Source organism: Labrenzia sp. C1B70 (genome assembly GCF_000475395.1).
Classification (GTDB): Bacteria; Pseudomonadota; Alphaproteobacteria; order Rhizobiales; family Stappiaceae; genus Roseibium; species Roseibium algicola.
Genome location: NZ_AXCE01000004.1, coordinates 628,391 through 648,920, shown reverse-complemented (window position 1 = coordinate 648,920; position 20,530 = coordinate 628,391). Strand labels below are relative to the sequence as shown.

The following is a 20,530-nucleotide window of genomic DNA, read 5'->3' as shown; positions in this document are numbered from 1 at the left end:
ATTTTGAGGTACGCACGCCAGATGACATAAAACGATTTAACTCCGCAAGGGCAGAAAGGCCGGAGAAAGGCCTGCTCGCTGGTGAAAAGCTGATTTGAAACCGGCCTCATCGGCTGGACGCGGGCAGCAGTCACACCAACCTCGCCCCCCGGACAAGCGTAGCGGAGATCCGGGGAGACATCGAAGGTCTTTCGCCGCGATTTCACACAGCAGCGCCGCGCCCGTGAAGGGAGCACTGTCCCGGCTCAGAATTTCTCCGGCACGTAGAGATGCTCCGGCAGGACCTTGCGCTCATAATCGGAATTGTAGACCCGTTCCGGCAGCTTGATCGGGTCGTGCGGGATATCTTCGTAAGGGATCATCGACAGGAGGTGGCTGATGCAGTTGAGGCGCGCCTGCTTCTTGTCGTTGCCTTCCACGATGAACCAGGGTGCTTCGGGAATATTGGTCCGCTCGAAGGTTTCTTCCTTGGCCTTGGTGTAATCCTCCCAGCGCACGCGGGATTCCAGATCCATCGGCGACAGTTTCCACTGCTTCAGCGGATCGTGGATGCGCATCAAGAAGCGCAGCTGCTGTTCTTCATCCGTGATGGAGAACCAGTATTTGATCAGCCGTACGCCGGAGCGCACGATCATGCGCTCGAATTCCGGCACATCGTGGAAGAACTCCTCCACCTGGCTATCGCTGGCAAAGCCCATGACGCGCTCGACGCCGGAGCGGTTGTACCAGGAGCGGTCGAACAGCACCATTTCTCCGGCGGCCGGCAGATGCGGCACGTAGCGCTGAAAGTACCACTGGGTCTTTTCACGGTCGGTTGGTGCCGGCAGCGCCACGACACGGGCGACACGCGGATTGAGCCTTTGCGCGATGCGCTTGATGACCCCACCCTTGCCGGCAGCGTCGCGCCCCTCGAAGATGATCACGATCTTCTCACCAGTATGCTGCACCCAGTCCTGCAGCTTCACCAGTTCGGCCTGCAGACGCAGCAACTCGTGGAAATAGGTGTTCCGGTCGATGGTCGACTTGTGCTTCTTCGCGGAGATGAAGGCGAGATCCTTGGCGACGAGAAAATCGTCGATCTCCATCTCCAGCTCTTCGTCCAGGCTGTCTGCCCATTCCGCTTCAACCCAGGTTTTTGCACTTTCGTCGGTCATCAATCGGTTCCTTTGAAATACATCCCGGAGGTACGCCCAGGTTCGTCAGCGCATTCAACCGGACGCAGAATGCCCAAGGACTGTGAACAGGTTATCCATGAAAGTTTTTTGACAGTCGCGCCTGTTCCCCTGTCATTCTTTCTAGCAGCAACGCTTTCGCACTCAAATTACCCTTGCAAATGAACGAACGTTCATTTATTTTTTGCAATAGGGAGAAACAAGATGGCAAGTGCAGCCGCAAGACCGCAAAGCCGATCCAGAACGGGCGCGAAAGGCCAGGAGACTGCCGCTCGTGTGCGCAAGGCAGCCCTGAAACGCTTTGCCGCCAACGGTTATGCCGCTGTCTCCATGCGCGAAATCGCCGCCGATGTCGGCGTTCAGCCAGGTGCGCTCTACAACCATTTTCCGACCAAGCAGGATATCCTGAAGGACCTGATGCTCGCCCACATGGGCGAACTCCTTGCTGCCTGGGACGAAGCGGCTTTTGCGGGTGACATGGACCCGCTGGAGCGTTTTGTCCGCTTTCACATCCGCTATCACCTGGAACGGGCGGACGAGGTGTTCATTTCCTACATGGAACTGCGCAATCTCGAACCGGACAACTTCGACATCGTCGAAGCGGAGCGCCGTCGCTACGAGGGCATCCTGACGGGTATTCTGGAAACCGGCTCCGCGGCAGGCCGCTACAGCGTACGCGAACCGAGGGTCGCCACCCGCGCGATCATCGCCATGCTGACTGGCATTCCGAGCTGGTACCGCGAAGGCGGCCGCCTGTCGAAACTGGATATCGAAGAGATTTACCTGGACCTGGCGCGCAAGGCCGTTGCGCCGGAGAACCGGGACATTCCGGCCCCTCAGGCGTGAAACCGGACGCGTGGGGAGCAAGCAACTGAACTCAATCGACCGTCCACAAGGTTGATCCAAGGGAGACCGGGTGACATGAGCATCCTGAAATCGAGCCTATCGCCGAGAAGCGAACAGTTTGCAGCAAACCGCGCCGCCCACGAAGCGGCCATGGACACCGTCAAGGCAGCAGCCCAGACAGCCCTGGACGGTGGTGGCGAGACCGCCCGCCAGCGTCATGTGTCCCGCAGCAAGATCCTGCCGCGCGAACGCGTCTCCCGCCTGCTCGATCCCGGCTCACCCTTCCTGGAAGTCGGCATGCTGGCCGCCCACGAGATGTACGAGGGCGCGGCTCCCGCCGCCGGCATGATCGCGGGCATCGGCCGGGTTGAAGGCCGCGAGGTGATGATCCTTGCCAATGACGCCACCGTCAAAGGCGGCACCTATTATCCGATGTCGGTCAAGAAACACCTGCGCGCTCAGGAAATTGCCTCGGAAAACAATCTACCCTGTATCTATCTGGTCGACAGCGGCGGCGCCAACCTGCCCAACCAGGACGAGGTCTTCCCGGACCGCGACCACTTTGGCCGCATCTTCTTCAACCAGGCCAACATGTCGGCAAAAGGTATCGCCCAGATCGCGGTCGTCATGGGTTCCTGCACCGCGGGCGGTGCCTATGTGCCGGCCATGTCGGACGAGACCATCATCGTCAAGAACCAGGGCACAATCTTCCTGGCCGGTCCGCCTCTGGTGAAGGCTGCCACCGGCGAGGAAGTATCTGCGGAAGATCTCGGCGGCGGCGATGTTCACACGCGCCTATCCGGTGTTGCCGATCATCTTGCCCGTGACGATGCCCACGCACTCGCCCTCGCCCGCCGCGCCATCGCCAGCCTCAACCGCACAAAGACGCCATCTGTCGCGCTGCAGACCCCGGAAGACCCACTCTACGATCCGGACGAAATCCTCGGCGTCGTTCCGGCCGATCTGAAAACGCCCTACGACATCCGCGAAGTGATCGCCCGCACCGTCGACGGATCGCGCTTCGATGAATTCAAGGCCCGCTACGGCACCACACTGGTCTGCGGTTTCGCCCATATCCATGGCATGCCGGTCGGCATTATCGCCAACAACGGCGTTCTGTTTTCCGAAAGCGCGGTGAAAGGGGCCCACTTCGTCGAGCTCTGTTCCCAGCGCAAAGTTCCACTGGTGTTCCTGCAGAACATCACCGGCTTCATGGTCGGCCGCAAATATGAAAGCGGCGGCATTGCCAAGGACGGCGCCAAGCTGGTGACGGCGGTCGCCACCACGTCCGTTCCGAAGATCACCATGCTGGTGGGCGGCTCCTTCGGTGCCGGCAACTACGGCATGTGCGGCCGGGCCTATTCGCCGCGCTTCCTGTGGACCTGGCCCAATTCCCGCATTTCTGTCATGGGCGGCGAACAGGCCGCCGGCGTGCTTGCCACCGTCCGCCGCGACGGTATCGAGCGCAAGGGTGGCAGCTGGTCGGCGGATGAGGAAAAAACCTTCAAGCAACCGATCATCGATCAGTTCGAACAGCAGGGTCACCCGCTTTACGCGACTGCCCGGCTCTGGGACGATGGCATTGTCGACCCGCGCAAGACCCGGGACATTCTGGGCCTTTCCCTGTCGGCAGCCCTCAACGCCCCGATCGAAGACACGCGCTTCGGTCTCTTCAGGATGTGATCCGATGTCCATCGACGAGCTGAAAGCAAGATACCCCGGCGCCGAAACCTTCAAGTTCGGCGACAATGCGGACCTGTGTGCCCAGCTCATCGCCCTTGTCCGAGCCGGCAGGAAAACCGCCACATGCGGTGCCTTGCAGAGCTATGAGGACGGTGGTGAGGTCCTGCCCGTTCATGGACGGCGGGACATTGCACTGAACTGGGACGACACCCCCGCGCTGGTGATCGAAACACTGGAAGTGTCCGTCGTGCGCTTCTGCGATGTCGGGGAAGACTTCGCCCTGGCGGAAGGCGAGAATGATGACCTCGCCGGCTGGCGCAGGGACCATCAGGTCTTCTTTGAACGCAACGGCGGATTTGACCCGGAAATGGACCTTGTCTGCGAGCGCTTCAAGGTTGTTGAAGATCTGCAGCCGGAGCTCAAGCCGTGAGCAGGATCGAAACACACATAGGCGACATCACCCGGCTCGACGTGGATGCCATCGTCAACGCGGCCAACTCGTCGCTGCTCGGCGGCGGTGGTGTCGACGGGGCGATCCACCGTGCGGCAGGTCCGGAGCTCCTGGCCGAATGCAGGACGCTTAACGGCTGTGAAACAGGCAACGCAAAGATCACCAGTGGCTACCGCCTGCCCGCCCGTCACGTCATCCACACGGTCGGCCCCGTCTGGAAAGGCGGCACGTCGGGCGAAGCGGACCTTCTTGCCTCCTGTTATGAAACCAGCCTGCGTCTTGCGGCAGAAACCGGCTGCAGAAGCATAGCCTTCCCGGCCATTTCCACCGGCATTTACGGCTATCCGGCCGGCAGCGCCGCGTCGATCGCGGTGGAAACTGTCAAACGGGTTCTGGAGGACCTGCCGGAAATCGAAACCGTCACACTGGTTGCCTTCGACGAGGCAAGCCATGCCCATCTTCTGGCAGCACTCGGGAGGAAACCTCATGAAGGGTGAAGTCCGCTCGATGGTGGAATGCGGCCCGGATATCGAAGCGGCGTTCCGCGACCAGCATCCCGACATACAGCTGACGCAGCCCCTGACGGCCATCCTGGTTGCGCTCGACGAAGGCAATATCGACAAGGGCGACACCCTCTCCGTCGGCGGCCTGAAGGTGAGCGTGCTGGCAACCGGACGAAGCGCGCTCCTTGCCGACGGGAGCCGGAACTCCATCACGGTGTTCAGCGAGCTGCCCATACAACATATGCCGGATCTTGCTCCGGACCGAACTGCCGATACCCCCGGCGCACTAGTCACTCCCTGGGAGGAGAACTGAGAAATGTTCAAGAAGATCCTCATTGCCAACCGCGGCGAGATTGCCTGCCGGGTGATGGCAACGGCCAAAAAGCTCGGCATCAAGACCGTTGCGGTCTATTCCGATGCGGACACCAGGGCCAAGCACGTTGCCATGGCCGACGAGGCTTTCCGCATTGGACCGGCACCGGTCTCGGAAAGCTATCTGAAGGCTGACAAGATCATCGAAGCCTGCAAGCTGAGTGGCGCCGAAGCCGTGCATCCGGGCTACGGCTTCCTATCGGAAAATCCGGATTTCGTCGACGCCCTCGACAGGGCCGGCATAGCCTTCATCGGCCCGAGCGCCTCTTCCATCCGCGCCATGGGCCTGAAGGATGCCGCCAAGGCGCTGATGGAAAAGGCCGGCGTGCCGGTGGTGCCCGGATATCATGGCGAGAACCAGGACGCGGACTTCCTGAAGGAGCAGGCCGACCGGATCGGCTATCCGGTGCTGATCAAGGCCCGTGCCGGCGGTGGTGGCAAAGGCATGCGCCGGGTCGATGACCCGAAGGATTTTGCAGACGCCCTGAAAGGCGCGCAGCGCGAAGGCGAAGCGAGTTTTGGCGATGGCCGCGTGCTGATCGAGAAATACCTGACCAAGCCGCGCCATATCGAGATTCAGGTTTTCGGCGACAGCCACGGCAATGCCGTGCATCTGTTCGAGCGCGACTGCTCGCTGCAACGTCGCCACCAGAAGGTGATCGAGGAAGCCCCTGCCCCCGGCATGCCGATAGAAATGCGCCGCGCCATGGGGGAAGCCGCCGTGACCGCGGCCAAGGCCATCGACTATTCCGGCGCCGGCACTATCGAGTTCATCGCCGACGTTTCCGAAGGCCTCAGGTCCGACCGGTTCTATTTCATGGAAATGAATACCCGGCTACAGGTCGAGCACCCGGTTACCGAGCTCATCACCGGCGAAGACCTGGTCGAGTGGCAGCTTCACGTGGCCTCCGGCGAAACCCTGCCAAAGCGCCAGGAAGATCTTTCCTTCAACGGCTGGGCCTTCGAAGCCCGGCTATATGCGGAAGATGCGCCGAAGGGCTTCCTGCCCGCCATCGGCACGCTGGAGCATCTGGCCCTTCCGGAAGACAGCGCCCGGGTCGACAGCGGCGTGCGCTCCGGAGATGAAATCACCCCCTATTACGATCCGATGATCGCCAAGGTGATCGTCCACGGCCCGACCCGCCAGGCGGCACTCGGCAAGTTGCTGGCAAGCCTTGAGGCAACGGAAGTTGCCGGCTGCGTCACCAACGCCGGCTTTCTGGCGGCCCTGTGTCGCCATGAAGGTTTTGCCGCGGGCGATGTCGACACCGGCCTTATCGACCGGGATCTGACCCAGCTCATAGAAGAGCCCTCCATTCCGGTGGACGCCATTGCCCTTGCCGCTCTCACGGCGCTTGGCCTGACCAGGCCGGCAAGTGGCAACGATCCGTTCGACACGCTGGCCGGATGGCGGATCTGGAGTGCATCGCGCCAGTACGCACTGCTTGAAATTGCGGGCGAGCGCCGGGATGTCGAGGTCCATGCCCTCGGCCATCAGCGGTTCGCGGTCCAGCTTGAGGAAGGCTCACGCGAATATGCTCTGGTGAAGGTTGAAGGCGGTGCGATCACCTACGACTGTGACGGCCACCGTGCCCGGGCGGTTGTGGTGGAGGACCGCAAGGGACTGACGGTCTTCCTCGGCGGCCATGCTTTCCCGGTTGCCTTGCCGGACACGCTCAGCGCAGACGAGGAAGCCGGCGGCGCGGGCGATCAGCTGATCGCACCGATGCCCGGCCTCGTGAAGGTTCTGAACGCCAAGGCAGGCGAAGCCGTGACGAAGGACCAGCCTCTGGTGATCCTGGAAGCCATGAAGATGGAACACACGCTGAAAGCCCCGCGGGACGGTGTCATTGGCGAGGTTCTTGTTGCCGAAGGCGAGCAGGTAACCGACGGCACCGTCCTTCTCGCGCTCGCGGAGGAAGCCGATGCTGCCGCATGACGCCACGAGTTATGACGACCTGTCCGGCAGGTTCCGATGGGAAATCCCAGACCGGTTCAACATCGGCGTTGCCATATGTGACGACTGGGCGGCACGCGAGCCGAACCGGGAGGCGCTGGTCTATACGGACGAGGACGGCAGCGCCACCAGCTACACCTATGGCGACCTGAGGCGGCTTTCCAATCAGCTTGCCAACCTGCTGACTGCCCGAGGCGTACAGCCCGGCGACCGGATCGGCGTCCTGATGCCGCAAAGGCCCGAAACCGCCTTTGCCCATATTGCGGCCCTGAAACTCGGCGCGATCACCATTCCGCTTTTCACCCTGTTCGGGGAAGAAGCACTTGAGTATCGGCTGAAGGATTCCGGCGCGAAGGCGGTGATCACGGATGCAAGCGGCGCTGCCAAACTGGCGACCATCCGTGACCGGTTGCCGGAACTGACGACCGTCCTTTGTGCAGATGAAGACGTCCCGGGGGCAGAAAGCCTCCATCATCACATGGCCGGACACGAAGGCACATTCCACCCCTTCGACACAGGCCCCGATGACCCGGCAATCATCATCTACACCTCCGGCACCACCGGACAACCCAAGGGTGCCCTGCACGGCCACCGGGTGCTGCTCGGCCATCTGCCGGGCGTCGAGATGAGTCATGATCTTCTGGGCCAGCCGGGTGACAGGATCTGGACCCCGGCCGACTGGGCCTGGATCGGCGGTCTGCTCGACGTTCTGATGCCCGCGCTCTTCCTGGGTGTGCCCGTGGTAGCGTGCCGGTTCAGAAAGTTCACCGCTGAAGCAGCCTTCCAGCTGCTGCAGGACCAGAAGATCCGCAACACCTTCCTGCCGCCAACCGCGCTGAAGATGATGCGTCAGGTGGAAGCCCCGGAAAACCGCTGGCAATTCACCCTGCGGTCCGTTGCCTCCGGTGGCGAGACACTCGGCGCGGAGCTGATCGACTGGGGCCGCCGCACATTCGGCCTGACGATCAATGAATTCTACGGCCAGACCGAGTGCAACATGATCGTTTCCAGTTGCGCCAGACTGATGGAAGCGCGCCCCGGCATCATGGGCCGCCCGGTTCCGGGTCATGATGTCAGCGTCGTCAGCGACACGGGCGAGGAACTGCCTGCCGGATCACTCGGCAACATTGCCGTCAAACGTCCTGATCCTGTGATGTTCCTGAACTACTGGAACAACATGGAAGCGACGGAAAAGAAATTTGCGGGCGACTGGCTTTTGACCGGCGACACGGGCATCAAGGACGACGCCGGGTGGATCCGCTTCGTCGGCCGGGATGACGACGTCATCACGTCATCAGGCTATCGCATCGGCCCGGGAGAGATCGAGGATTGCCTGATCAAGCACCCGGCGGTCGCCATGGCCGGTGTCGTCGGCAAACCCGACAGCCAGCGCACGGAGATCGTCAAGGCGTACATCGTCTTGAAAAGCGGCATTGAACCGACCGACAAACTTGCCGGGGAAATCGCCGACTTCGTCAAGACGCGCCTTGCAGCCCACGAGTATCCGCGCGAAGTCGCTTTTGTCGACGCCCTGCCCCTGACCACCACCGGCAAGGTCATCCGCCGTGAACTGCGCGCCCGAGCCGAGCAGGAAGAGTGATCGTGTCAAACACCGTTTAACGAATGCCTCCGCGATTTGCCTGGTGCCGTCCCCGGACGAAGCGCAGCGAAGAACCGGCCTCACCTTTAGGCCTCACGAGAAGCTAGAGAAGAAAACATGTCTGAATTCGTCACCCTGTTTGAAATGGGCCCGCGCGATGGTCTGCAGAACGAGAAAACCTTTGTGCCGACGGCCCAGAAGATCGACCTCGTGGACCGGCTTTCTGCCTGCGGCTTCCGCAAGATCGAGGTGACCAGTTTCGTCAGTCCGAAATGGGTACCGCAGATGGCCGACGCCCAGGAGGTGATGGAAGGCATCTACCGGCATCCGTCCGTGACCTATGCGGTGCTGACACCCAATGTGAAGGGTTATACGGCCGCCAAGAAGGTGTCGGCGGATGAAGTCGCCATTTTCGGTTCGGCCTCGGAAGGCTTTTCCAGAAAGAACATCAATTGCTCGGTTGCCGAAAGCATCGAACGCTTCAAGCCGCTTCTGGAAAAGGCACATGAGGACGGCATCCCGGTTCGCGGCTATGTCTCTTGCGTAACCGACTGCCCCTACGACGGTGCAACACCACCTGAGAAGGTTGCGGAGGTCGCAAAAACGCTGTTCGATCTCGGCTGCTACGAGATTTCCCTCGGCGACACCATCGGCGCCGGAACGCCGGAGACCATCGGCCGGATGCTGGACGCCGTGCTGACCGCGATCCCTGCGGACAAGCTTGCCGGCCATTTTCATGACACCAAGGGCCGGGCGATCGAGAACATCGAGGTCAGCCTCGAAAAGGGCTTGCGCACCTTCGACAGTGCAGTCGGCGGTCTGGGCGGTTGCCCCTATGCACCGGGTGCCAAAGGCAATGTCGCAACCGAAGCCGTGCTAGACCTGATGACCCGCAAGGGCTTCGAGACCGGCATCGACCGGGCGAAGCTTGCTGAAATCGCCGACTTTGCCCGCACCCTCAGGAGTGTTGACGCATGAGCTTCGAGACAATCTCCCTTGCCGTTGACGACCGGGGCGTCGCAACGCTGACACTCAACCGCCCGGACAAGCACAATTCGCTTTCCGCCACGATGATCGCCGAACTGACGGAAGTTGCTGCGCAATTGGCGGAGGACGACACTGTCCGTGTCGTTATCCTGACGGGTGCTGGTGCCAGCTTCTGCGCGGGCGGCGACCTTGGATGGATGCGCGAGCAGTTCGAAGCTGACCGCGAAACCCGCATGACTGAAGCGCGCAAGCTTGCCATGATGCTGCAGAGCCTCAACGAATTGCCGAAGCCACTGATAGGCCGCGTACAAGGCCAGGCCTTTGGCGGCGGCATCGGCATGATGAGCGTCTGCGACACCGTGATAGCCGTCGACAGCGCCAAATTCGGCCTGACGGAAGTACGTCTCGGCCTCATCCCGGCAACCATCAGCCCCTATGTGCTGGCCCGCATGGGAGAAGGCAAGGCACGCCGGGTATTCATGTCCGCCCGCCTGTTCGGCGCGGAAGAGGCTCGGGATCTAGATCTTGTGGCGAAGGTCGTGAGCGAAGCGGACCTCGATGCGGCGATCGAAAAGGAAATCAAACCGTATCTCTCCGCTGCCCCCGCTGCCGTAGCCGCCTCCAAGGCGCTGGCCCGCAGCCTTGGCCCGGAAATCACCGAAGAAATCATCGACGACACCATCCGCCGTCTCGCCGAGACCTGGGAAACCCCCGAAGCCCGGGAAGGCATCTCCGCATTCTTCGAAAAGCGAAAGGCGAACTGGGTCGGTTCATAGTTTGCAGCGGCTGATGCCAGCACCGGGTCTTCAGACAATCAAACTCCCCACTCCCTCATCCTGAGGAGCGCGCTGGCGCGCGTCTCGAAGGATGGGCCACACAGAACAAGCAGCCCATGCTTCGAGACGGACCTGGCAGTCCTCCTCAGCATGAGGATGAATTTGTGGTGAGCTTCAACAAAGCGCTGGAAACAGAAAAACCGCCCTCAATGGCCGGCGCTGCGCCTGGCGTGTTCGATAAGGGCCGCGATACGCGCCACTTCCTTCTGTTCCGACTGCGGCGGTTCCTGCGGCGGGCCGCCGTACATGCGCTCGCGCCGCTGGCGGATCTTCTTGCGCTGATATTCACTGATCCCGTCAGGAAGCTCCATACCGGCCCTGTCGATGTTGATCAGCACCCGCTGCAGGTCCGGCACCAGTTCGGAGGAAATGGTGAAGGTTGCCCCGTCCGGGCGCTTGAAGACCAGAGTCGTGGTGGTTTCAGCCCCATTCAGCAGAACCGCTGATCTCGGCCCCAGCGAGCCGATCGTCGACTGGAACCAGGCAGCCCAGCCGGAAGCATGCCACAGGCGGATGTCGATCTTTTTCAGATCCTCATACATCACCCGGACGCGCCGGCCGAACTGTGTGAATTCGAAACCGTTGCTGAAGAAACGGACCCAGGATGTCTCCTGTCGTGCGGACACGGTGAACAGCACCGGTGCAATCGAGGCAGGACCCAGGCAAAGCAGTGCCATCAGGGCTGCGCCTCCGCTCCAGTCTGCCATCCCGATGAAAGCTATGGAAAAGAAAGCGGCACCAATCACAAACCCGATCATGTCGAGTACCAGAACCGGCGGATGACATACCGGCTTTACGGCACCGGACGGTACGTTCGGCCGCGGCAAGGCGGCATAGATCCCGGCGGCCGCGATTATGCAGAGCAGGCTGCTGAGCACCGACATGAAAAAATATCCGCCGACTATACCCAGCACGCAGAGGCCGAGCGGCAATATCCGGCGAAGTAATTCAAGTTTTGCTGTTTTGCCCACACCGCTCTCCATGCATTCAGACAGTGGAACCGATACGAACTAGGGGGAGACTTCTGATTCTTTCATTGAATCAACTGAAGCGTTTTAAATCAAGAATGCTGACAAACAATCCAGAAACAATGTAAGCGTTCGGCAAATGGTTCCCTTGAAATTTCCAGGAGACCCAAGAGGAACGATCAGCACTCGCCAGTCCGGCGAGCCTCACGATGCCTTGCGTTCTCGTTCCATGAAGCTGAACATGTTGCGCACCTTGCCGAATTTTGGCGTATCCAGCTCCAGGAACTGATGCATGAGCGTATCTATGTCCTGAGGCGTGAACGGCTTTTTCAGGAAACCGGATATCCCAACGAAGGCCGCGGACCGCTCCAGATAGCTCGTGTCGTTGGTGGACATCATGTAGATGCCGATCTTGCTCGACAGGTCCCGGATCGAACCGGCAAGCTCGATACCGTCGACATCCGGCATGTGAAAATCCGTCAGCACCATCCGGAACTTGCCCGATGCCAGTGTACGAAGTGCCGCCTGCGCGCTGTCGGCTTCCGAGATTTCGAAGTCGAACCGGCTGGCCTCCAGAACCTTGCGCGTCAGTTTGCGCATCGTACCGCTGTCGTCGACGATCAGGATCGGATAGGTCGTCGTCATCGTCATGTAAGTGGCGACGATCTCCGACACATCCTCCTGGGTGAAAGGCTTTTTCAGGAAATGATAGGCCCCCAGCTGCTGAAGCATGTTGGCATTGCGCTCATCAAGGCCGCTTGAAATCGCGACCGTCAGACAATCTGCAGACTTCGTCTCGCTCATCGCGGCGATTACGTCCGGACCATTCAGCCCCGGCATGTTGATGTCGATGAAGGCGATGTCGATCTGTTTCTTCTTCAGAACCTCGACAGCGGAACGACCGTTATCGACGTTATCAACCTCGATGTACCGCTTGGAACGATGAACGGCGATGCCGTTGTTGATGACTTCACGAGCGATGCCGCTGTCGTCAGCGACAAGAATGCGGATCATTTTATGCAGCAATTCTCATCACCTTGTGTGCGGCTCTCGCATCGTCACTTGAGGCCATGTCTAAATTAACAAGTACAATAAGGAAACAATTGTATATTTTCTGTTACTGAAGCTCGCCAGGCATTTTACAACCTTTGATATACATAGATTTACATGAATATTCATTCACTCGATTCCAAAATTCTTACAAATAGGATGTAAAGACCGAATCCTCATCTGGAAAAATCCTACAAAATACGAGGAAACAGGCGTAACCCGGCTTCACAGCCCTCCCCGCAGTCGCATTATGGTTCAGTGACTTCCGTCGAATTGAAGCAACTTGTGGCCAGCTTTTTTTCAAAACACGGGATCCAACCAGCCTGTTTCTGAAAATAAGAGGAGACCTAAACAAGGATCTGTCGGCCGATACGATTGTCTCGTCAGGACAAAGTCGCCCACAACCTGCCACACCAACTCTACGTCAATTTGTAGCGTCAGAATTGGACAATCACCCCGCCTCTTGCAAGGACTGCCGACGAGCCATCAATGTGGCACTTCCCGTCCGATAAACAGAAACCGGATCAGCAGCAGGGCAACACAAGTTCGCCAGCATCAAAGCTGTCACTGCGACCTGTGCAGCCCATGGACTGGTGGCAGGGCCAGCGATCACACAGCCGTTTCTGAAGTCTCGTGACAGCTTGCTCAATCTGGAGGAAAGCATCAGAGAAGGGATAGCCCTGTCGGGCGCACCTGAAGAAAGGAACCTGGGCCTAGAAAGTGGTGCCGCTGAAGGGACTCGAACCCCCGACCCCATCATTACGAATGACGTGCTCTACCATCTGAGCTACAGCGGCGTTCTCCGGCAGATGCCGGGCATCGCGCGATTTGGCGCGGACACTCAGGTCAAGCCCGAGTGCGCCGCTAATTACCGGAGCTTGGCGTCAGATGCAAGAGCCTAAAACCGGTTCTTTCAGGAAGATCACATCTTCCCTTTTCCGGAAGCCAGGCAAACACATGCTCGTCAGCACATTCCGACTATCGCCGCAGCAGCGCTTCAGTTGAAAAAGCGCGGCCGTGGCGTCTTGGCGCTCTCGTCCTCGTCGTCCTCATCCGGGCCCGGATCGTCCGGCATCCGCGACAGGGGAAATTCGATTGGCCGGTTGAGATCCTCTTTCGAACTGCCGGACTTTGTTTCGCCTGTCTTGGCCTCCCCGGCATTGGCAGCCGATGGCTTTGCATCCGCCGATTTCGGAGTTTCCTCAACCTTGGCCTCAGATGTTGCCTCTGGCTTGGAAGGCGTCTCGGAACCGTTCCGGGTGTCGGTCTTGCCGGTCACTCCAGCTTTCGCTGTCCCGGCGTCTTTGCCTGTCACCACGGCAGGTTTGTCGTCTGCCCTGGCTTCGGCTTTTGCCGCGGTTTCCTTGGCTGCCGTCTTCTCAACGGTCGCAGCCTTGTCCGAAGGTGCCTTGGTAGCCTCGGCGTCGGGCAGGTCCTTCAGCGCAGGGCTGTATTTGACATCGTCCGTCGTCCCTTCGTAGCCCTGCTTTTCCAGTGGAGCAGAGGCAGCGGAAGGTTCCGCGGCGGCTGACTTGGCGCTGCCGGATTTGGCGTCACCCGTCTCGGGTCCCGCAGGCTTGGCAGTGGCAGGCCTGGTGACGGGTTCGGCTTCCAGCACCACGGCGCCGTCATCCACATCTGCAACCGACCGAACCGGCTCGGCTGGAGTGGCGGACGGCAGGGCCGGCGCCTCGAACAGGCTGTCCTCAAGCAGCGGACCGTCCTCGTCGGACAGACTGCCCGGCGTTGCCCACTGGAACGCATCGAGCTTGCCGGTGACCGGTGACACCGGCTGCCATTCGGCGGAAATGATGCCGTCGGCCATCCAGACCTTGTCGAGCGGCGCACTGACGGCACGGGCCAGCCAGTCGCGTGTGCGGCCCCGGTCACCGTGTTCGGCTTCCTCAACTTCCGCCATCAGCAGAAACGCCTGACGGGTAGGTTCGGACTGCAGGACCTTTTTCAGCTGCTTGCGTGCTTCTTCGAACTCGCGCGCCTCCATGGCTGCGCGGGCGATGGCCAGCGCACCTTCGGGAGTGTTTGCCCGCTGTGCGGAAAGCGATTTCACCCGCTTCAGGCGATCGACAGCCGAATCGCCGGTACGCACATGGGCATAGGTTTCAGCCAACTCCGGATGCGGGAACAAACGCCAGGTCGCCTCCAACACTTTGGAGGCCTTGCGGATGTCGCCCCGGCGCGTTGCCAGACGAGACGTCAGCACGGCCGCCGGCACAAGGTCGAGTGCCAGGCCATGAGCTTCCTTGGCCAGCGAATAGGCCCGTTCCGGCTCGCCGTCCTCCAGCTTTGTCGCAAGGGCCGTCAGGATGACGGCGCGCTGACGCCGATAGGTTTTCTTGTCCAGCATCTTTGCGGCGTAGTTGCGCTCCAGGGTCTTGAGCGCTTCGTCCCAATGGTGGGCAACCGCCTGGTAGCCGAGCACGGCCTTGCCGGCCCACTCCAGACCCGGCGATGTCTTGGCGGCTTCCTCCGCATAATGGCGTGCTGCCACCGGTTCCCTGTGCCGCTCGGCCTCGATGAAGAGGCCGTGCAGACCAAGCGCCTTGGTGGCCGGATCTTCCAGCATCGCCTCGAAACGCTGACGCGCTTCGTCGTCCTTGCCGGCAAGCTGGGCCGTCTGTGCAAGCAGCAGCTTTGCCGCGGGTTCATCATCCAGCAGCTTGTCGGCGTCCAGCGCGTAGCGGCGCGCCAGTTTGGCGTTGCCCGTGCCCAGAGCGATCAAGCCTTGTGACAGCGCATTGTAGCCCTTGTCTTTCCGGCGGCGCCGAAAGAAGCGGCTGGCAATCTGCGGTGATTTCAAGACGACGCGGATCACCCAGACAATCGCCAGGAAGATCGCCAGGAAAATGGCTGCGGCAAGGGCAACAATCGCAGGCGACTGCTCCCAGATATCCGTCCCGACCTGCTGGCCACCTTCATAAACCGGCCAGGAAATCTGGATCGTTCCCGGCAGGTCCGCCATCCAGGCAAAGCCCATGGCAACGGCAAACAACAGCGCGAAAAAGAACAGAACGCGGATCATTCAGTTCGCTCCCTGCGACGGCCGGCTCCTGCCGGCACATAATTCCATTGACGGGCGGGCGAGTGGCCGGCCTGCATTCAGCTATCCTTCGCAGCAAGCGCGTTGAGCACTTCCTGCGAGGCCTTGTCCGTCAGGTCATCAACCTCGACGCGGGCTTCGGCGCGCGTTGCCCAGTCGGCAGCAGCAGCCTGTCCCTGTTCTGGCAGATCCTTGTAGGCGGCAAGTGCCGACTTGAGGTCTCCCTTCCGGACGGCGTTTTCCATGCGCTGCAGGGCAGCGGCCGGCCCGTCGCCTTCACCTGAGCCCGAACGACGAACGGTGAACAGCGACTGTGCACTGGTCATCAGGCTGTCGAGTACATCACCGGACCGGTCCGGTTCGGAAAACGTCTGGTAGACAGAGCGCGCAACCGGCGGGAACTGGGCGATCAGCACAGGCACCGGTTCGACACCGGTCTTGGCGTTGGCCTCCAGTGCAGACAGGTCGAGCCCGCCCGGCAGCCCCGCCTTGACGGCGGCCAGCTCGGTTTCATAAGGGCGGCCGGAATCAACGGCCGACTTCAATGCGGAAACGGACAGTGCCCTGGCAGCAACTTCACGCGCCGTCGCATCGCCCATCGTTGCCTCAACCGCGGCAAGTCGCGTTGAAAGCGCGTCCAGCTCAGAGCGCAAACCTTCCAGCGCTGCCGTGTTGGCCGCGCCGACAGACTTGATGTCGGCAGCCAGCGAAGACAGGGTCTCGGTTGCCCGTGCCTGGCTGTCGGCAAGGGTCTTCAGGGAAACGTCCGACGTCGATACGGCTGTCTGTGCTGCTTTCGCGGTCGCTTCGGTATTGGAAAGGCGGGTTTCCACCTCGGAAAGGGTCGTCTTCAGGTCCGAAAGCTGGCCCTCGAGCCCGGTTACGGAACCGGAAAGCTTGTCGGCTTCGGAAGATGTCGATGTGGTGTCGGTTTCCAGCTTGGCCAAGCGGTTTTCAAGCGGCGCCAGATCCACCTGGCTATCGCCCTTCACTTCCTCTTCCAGCGCGGCCAGACGGCTTTCAAGCGGCTGGAGATCGGCTGGGGTTCCTTCGCCGGTGCCGGCCCCTGCCGAAGCAACGGTGCTGCGCAGTCCTTCTACATCCTGCTTCAGGGCATCGACTGCGGCGCCCAGATCGGACGACGACGCATCCTGCAGTTTGGCTTCAAGCGCGCTGACCTTGCTTTCCAGAGCAGAAACAGCACCGGAGCTGCCCTGGCTGGAGACCGAAGACGTCACGTCGCCGAGTTTTTTCTCCAGATCGGAGATCTTGCGTTCGGCGGCACTGAGCGCGCTGGTGAGCTGCTGGTTCGGCTCGGGCGACAGTTTGACGAGCCCGGCCTGGTAAAGGCCGAAGCCGCCGCCAAGCACCAGGATACCGCCGATAACGGCCGCAATCAGAACGCCGAATGCCCCGACACCGCCGCGGTCTTCAGCGGCCGGCGGATTGGAAAAGCTGGCTGATCCACCAGGACGGGAGCTGCTGCTTGTCGAGGAGGTTCCGGTCTGACTGGCGGCAGACGTCGATGAGCTTGCCGGAGACGCCGGTTTTCCGGTCGCCGATGACGACCCGGATGTGCCGGCTCCGGCGGGCTTTCCTGCAGTGGAAGACCCGGCAGTGGTAGACGCCGCAGAAGAAGAATAGCCTGATCCGGTCGAGGACGAGGTCGATGCAGACGAAGAGGGCGACGATGTGCTGCCCGAACTGCCGGTGCTGCCGGAAGACGTTGTATTTCCGGCTGACGTTGAGCTGCCGGACGCAGTCGTGCTGCCGATGCCGCCTGTCTTGGTTGCACCCGCAGTCGTGCCGCCAGACCCCGTCGTGGCGCTCGTCGTTGAGCTCGTACCAGAGGCTGGCTTCGTGTCTGTCGGCTTGGCACCGACCTTCTCTGCGGTCAGATCGATCGTTACCGGCCGCTTGCTGCTGCCGGAGGAAGACGCAGTGCTGCTGCCCGGCTTGTCCTTGCCGCCGGTGCCGCTGCCGCCCGATGAAGATGTCCCGCCCGGGGATTTCTTGTCCGTCGTCATCTCATCTCCTCCTGAACCCTGCCGGTCCCAAGACCTTCACTATACACACCTCTTTGCGAAGCGGTACCGCCGCAGCAAAGACTTTTGCGCGCTGCAAAAGAACGACTCCCCCGGATCTGGTTAACACTGTGTTAAAGCCAGATCCATCAAGGCGCTTTCGTTCGGCGCAGCTGCAATACGCACCTGGCTTACCTCAAATAGGGGCTCGGCCGACTGCCGCGAAAGGGCATAGACAGGCAACCTGGAAAAAATATGGTCGAGACCGTGCCTGCGAACCAGCGCCAGAAAAGCTTCAGCCGTGCGTTTGGAATAAATGAAGACACCATCAAAGGCATTCTGGCGAAGGCCGTCAACCACGGCAGAAGGCAGGCTTTCCGCCAGCTCCATGCGGTAAAGCACGACGGTGCGACAGGAAATGCCCCCTGCGGCGAGAAGTCCCTCCAGATCCCCCGCCCGTTCCTCGGCAGCAGGATAAAGGACGGTCCCTGAAGACAATCCGCTCCGATTATCGAGAATCAGCTGAGCCAGCGCAGCAAGATCTCCGCTGGCCGAAAGTACACTTGAAAAGCCCGCTTCCCGGCAGGCGAGTGCGGTCGCGTCGCCCACCGTGAAAACCGGCAAGCTCCGCAAGGCATCGATCCGGCCCTGTGCCGACAGGACGGCGACCGACCGCCGGCTGGAAAACGCCAGCGCCGACACGCCATCCGGCCCGAATTGTGCCGACCGCACCTCAACGGTTTTCAGAACGGGAGCTTCATCGGCAACATGCCCCAACGCCCGCAGTTTTTCAGCGGTCCTCCGGCAATCCGGCTGGGGGCGTGTCACCAGAAAGCGCATGACCGGGTCAGGCTCCTGCCAGAAAGTCCGGTCCCATCCGGGTTTTCAGATCTTCCCCGACAGACCGGCCAATCCGCGCGGCCTCTGCCGCAGGCCCACTGCCCGATGCCTCATGCGCGGCCGATCCGTCCGGCTTCAGCACAATCCCTCGGAAGTGCATCGTATCGCCTTCGAGTGTTGCCAGACCGCCGATGGGCGTGCGGCAAGACCCGTCCAGAACAGCAAGGAAGGCGCGCTCCGCATCAAGGCGGATCTGCGTTGCCGCGTCGTGAATTGCCGCCAGCATTTCAAGGGTAGCCTTGTCGTCCGCCCGGCTTTCGATGCAGATCGCACCTTGGCCGACAGCCGGCAGAAACTGGTCGGTTTCCAGAAGGCTGGTGATTTCCGCTTCCAGGCCCAGCCGGCGCAGACCGGCAGCTGCCAGAAGTGTTGCGTCCACCTCGCCCTCTGCCAGCTTGCGCAGGCGTGTCTGCAGGTTGCCGCGGTACATCACCACTTCGATATCCGGGCGCAGCCGCTTGATCATCGCCTGGCGCCGCAGCGAACTGGACCCGACGACGGCGCCCTGCGGCAGATCGGTCAGGGTCTTTGCCTTGGGCGACAGGAACGCATCGCGCACATCTTCCCGCGGCAGGAAGGCCGTCAAAGCCAGACCATCCGGCAGGACCGTCGGCATGTCCTTGGACGAATGAACGGCAAGATCGATCCGCCCGTCCAGAAGCGCTTCCTCGATTTCCTTCGTGAACAGCCCCTTGCCACCGACTTCCGACAGCGGCCTGTCCTGGATCCTGTCGCCGGAGGTCTTGATGACCACGATCTCGAACGCGTCTTCGGCCAGATCATGGGCCGCCATCAGCCGGTCGCGGGTTTCGTGGGCCTGTGCCAGCGCCAGCGCGCTGCCCCTTGTTCCGATACGCAAAGGATTTGATTGCAAGGTTTACCGTCCAGATGCTACGCCCGGCAGAAATGACGGGCACCGATTTATGTCTTTTCGGATGTCCTAACACAGGCCACCGCACTTAGACCAATGACCTCAGTCAAAACAGATGACAATGCGACCAATCTGACCGTCCTGGGCATTGAAACCAGCTGCGACGAAACCGCAGCAGCGGTTGTGTGCGGCCCTGCGCACAAGAAGATCCTCTCCAATACGATCCGTTCGCAGATCGACGAGCATACAGAATTCGGTGGCGTGGTGCCGGAAATTGCCGCCCGTGCCCACATCGAGATCCTCGACCGGATCGTTGCCGAAGCCATGAACGAGGCCGGTTGCGGCTGGGAGGATATCGACGCGATTGCCGCAACTGCCGGTCCCGGCCTCATCGGCGGTGTCATCGTCGGCTTCATGACCGCCAAGGCGATCGCCATGGCAGCGGGCAAGCCGATCGTCGGCGTCAATCACCTGGAAGGCCACGCCCTGACCGCGCGCCTGACCGACGATCTCGAGTTCCCGTTCCTCTTGCTGCTCGTCTCCGGCGGCCACAGCCAGTTCCTGCTGGTGCGCGGCGTCGGGGACTATGAACGTCTCGGCACGACCATCGACGATGCCATTGGCGAAGCTTTCGACAAGACAGCCAAACTGCTGGGCCTGCCCTATCCCGGCGGCCCGCATGTAGAAAAAATGGCTGCCAAGGGCGACGTCACCCGCTTCCGCCTGCCGCGTCCGCTTCTGGATCGCCCGGGCCTCGACATGTCCTTCGCCGGACTGAAGACGGCCCTTCGCACCCAGGCGAAAAAGCTTGAACCTGTCGATGAACAGACGATTGCCGACCTCTGCGCGGCCTTTCAGCGATCTGTGTCCGACGTTTTGGCAGCCCGCACCCGTTCCGCACTCGATCTCTTCCGGACACGCCACCCGGGTGTCAAACCGGCAATCGTTGTGGCTGGCGGCGTCGCGGCGAACCAGGAAATCCGCAACAGTCTTCTGGCTGCGACAGAAGAGGCAGATGCCCGTTTCATCGCGCCGCCCATGCGCCTTTGCACCGACAATGCAGCAATGATCGCCTGGGCCGGTATCGAGCGGCTTCGACTTGGCCCCGTGGACGACATGAGCCTGTCACCCAGGCCTCGCTGGCCGCTGGATTCAGCCAATGCCGGTGTGCTCGGCGCGGGTAAAAAAGGTGCCAAGGTCTAGGATGTGGACCTGTAAATCATCGCTCAATTTCCCACCGACCCTTTTGCGC

At 61.1% G+C, this 20,530-nt stretch carries 17 protein-coding genes and 1 tRNA gene; 10 read left to right on the top strand and 8 right to left on the bottom strand.

Going from position 1 to position 20,530, the window contains the following annotated elements; all coding sequences use genetic code 11:
• Positions 1 to 245: 245 nt before the first annotated feature.
• Positions 246 to 1,154, bottom strand: a complete 909-nt coding sequence (gene ppk2, locus Q666_RS41320) for a polyphosphate kinase 2 (RefSeq protein ID WP_023002918.1) — start codon at positions 1,152 to 1,154, stop codon at positions 246 to 248.
• Positions 1,155 to 1,376: 222 nt separating this feature from the next.
• Between ppk2 and Q666_RS41315 the strand changes: the two genes are divergently transcribed.
• The 9 genes from Q666_RS41315 (at position 1,377) to Q666_RS41275 (ending at position 10,347) form a co-directional block, all read left to right on the top strand.
• Positions 1,377 to 2,018, top strand: coding sequence for a TetR/AcrR family transcriptional regulator (locus Q666_RS41315; protein WP_023002917.1), 642 nt, complete (start codon positions 1,377 to 1,379; stop codon positions 2,016 to 2,018).
• A gap of 75 nt (positions 2,019 to 2,093) precedes the next feature.
• Positions 2,094 to 3,701 carry a carboxyl transferase domain-containing protein gene (locus Q666_RS41310; protein WP_023002916.1) on the top strand — a complete coding sequence of 536 codons (1,608 nt, stop codon included), beginning with the start codon at positions 2,094 to 2,096 and terminating at the stop codon, positions 3,699 to 3,701.
• A 4-nt stretch (positions 3,702 to 3,705) separates the two neighbouring features.
• Complete coding sequence (locus Q666_RS41305) at positions 3,706 to 4,131, top strand: ASCH domain-containing protein (protein WP_023002915.1); 426 nt, start codon at positions 3,706 to 3,708, stop codon at positions 4,129 to 4,131.
• Positions 4,128 to 4,649, top strand: coding sequence for an O-acetyl-ADP-ribose deacetylase (locus Q666_RS41300; protein ID WP_023002914.1), 522 nt, complete (start codon positions 4,128 to 4,130; stop codon positions 4,647 to 4,649). Before Q666_RS41305 ends, Q666_RS41300 begins: the two co-directional genes overlap by 4 nt.
• The gene (locus Q666_RS41295) at positions 4,639 to 4,968 is read left to right on the top strand and encodes a hypothetical protein (RefSeq protein WP_023002913.1); all 330 of its coding nucleotides are present in this window, start codon (positions 4,639 to 4,641) and stop codon (positions 4,966 to 4,968) included. Before Q666_RS41300 ends, Q666_RS41295 begins: the two co-directional genes overlap by 11 nt.
• A 3-nt stretch (positions 4,969 to 4,971) precedes the next feature.
• Positions 4,972 to 6,966 carry an acetyl/propionyl/methylcrotonyl-CoA carboxylase subunit alpha gene (locus Q666_RS41290; RefSeq protein ID WP_023002912.1) on the top strand — a complete coding sequence of 665 codons (1,995 nt, stop codon included), beginning with the start codon at positions 4,972 to 4,974 and terminating at the stop codon, positions 6,964 to 6,966.
• Positions 6,953 to 8,584, top strand: a complete 1,632-nt coding sequence (locus Q666_RS41285; RefSeq protein ID WP_023002911.1) for an acyl-CoA synthetase — start codon at positions 6,953 to 6,955, stop codon at positions 8,582 to 8,584. Before Q666_RS41290 ends, Q666_RS41285 begins: the two co-directional genes overlap by 14 nt.
• A gap of 117 nt (positions 8,585 to 8,701) precedes the next feature.
• Positions 8,702 to 9,562 carry a hydroxymethylglutaryl-CoA lyase gene (locus tag Q666_RS41280; RefSeq protein WP_023002910.1) on the top strand — a complete coding sequence of 287 codons (861 nt, stop codon included), beginning with the start codon at positions 8,702 to 8,704 and terminating at the stop codon, positions 9,560 to 9,562.
• Complete coding sequence (locus tag Q666_RS41275; RefSeq protein ID WP_023002909.1) at positions 9,559 to 10,347, top strand: crotonase/enoyl-CoA hydratase family protein; 789 nt, start codon at positions 9,559 to 9,561, stop codon at positions 10,345 to 10,347. Before Q666_RS41280 ends, Q666_RS41275 begins: the two co-directional genes overlap by 4 nt.
• Positions 10,348 to 10,553: 206 nt before the next feature.
• On the opposite strand, the gene Q666_RS41270 is transcribed toward Q666_RS41275, so the two are convergent.
• From Q666_RS41270 to hemC, 7 genes are all read right to left on the bottom strand, one after another.
• Positions 10,554 to 11,291, bottom strand: coding sequence for a hypothetical protein (locus Q666_RS41270; protein ID WP_035907952.1), 738 nt, complete (start codon positions 11,289 to 11,291; stop codon positions 10,554 to 10,556).
• A gap of 288 nt (positions 11,292 to 11,579) precedes the next feature.
• The gene (locus Q666_RS41265; protein WP_208984613.1) at positions 11,580 to 12,401 is read right to left on the bottom strand and encodes a response regulator; all 822 of its coding nucleotides are present in this window, start codon (positions 12,399 to 12,401) and stop codon (positions 11,580 to 11,582) included.
• Between the two features lie 745 nt (positions 12,402 to 13,146).
• Positions 13,147 to 13,222 (bottom strand) — tRNA-Thr (locus Q666_RS41260).
• 200 nt (positions 13,223 to 13,422) lie between these two features.
• On the bottom strand, positions 13,423 to 15,465 hold the full coding sequence (locus Q666_RS41255) for a heme biosynthesis HemY N-terminal domain-containing protein (RefSeq protein WP_023002906.1): 2,043 nt from the start codon (positions 15,463 to 15,465) through the stop codon (positions 13,423 to 13,425).
• A gap of 77 nt (positions 15,466 to 15,542) precedes the next feature.
• Positions 15,543 to 17,510: a hypothetical protein gene (locus tag Q666_RS0132935; protein ID WP_023002905.1), complete on the bottom strand. Its 1,968-nt coding sequence runs from the start codon at positions 17,508 to 17,510 to the stop codon at positions 15,543 to 15,545.
• Positions 17,511 to 17,630: 120 nt separating this feature from the next.
• The gene (locus Q666_RS0132930) at positions 17,631 to 18,347 is read right to left on the bottom strand and encodes a uroporphyrinogen-III synthase (protein ID WP_023002904.1); all 717 of its coding nucleotides are present in this window, start codon (positions 18,345 to 18,347) and stop codon (positions 17,631 to 17,633) included.
• A 7-nt stretch (positions 18,348 to 18,354) separates the two neighbouring features.
• Positions 18,355 to 19,281, bottom strand: a complete 927-nt coding sequence (gene hemC / locus Q666_RS41250; protein ID WP_031270219.1) for a hydroxymethylbilane synthase — start codon at positions 19,279 to 19,281, stop codon at positions 18,355 to 18,357.
• 93 nt (positions 19,282 to 19,374) lie between these two features.
• Between hemC and tsaD the strand changes: the two genes are divergently transcribed.
• Positions 19,375 to 20,481: a tRNA (adenosine(37)-N6)-threonylcarbamoyltransferase complex transferase subunit TsaD gene (gene tsaD / locus Q666_RS41245; protein WP_023002902.1), complete on the top strand. Its 1,107-nt coding sequence runs from the start codon at positions 19,375 to 19,377 to the stop codon at positions 20,479 to 20,481.
• Positions 20,482 to 20,530 lie beyond the last annotated feature (49 nt).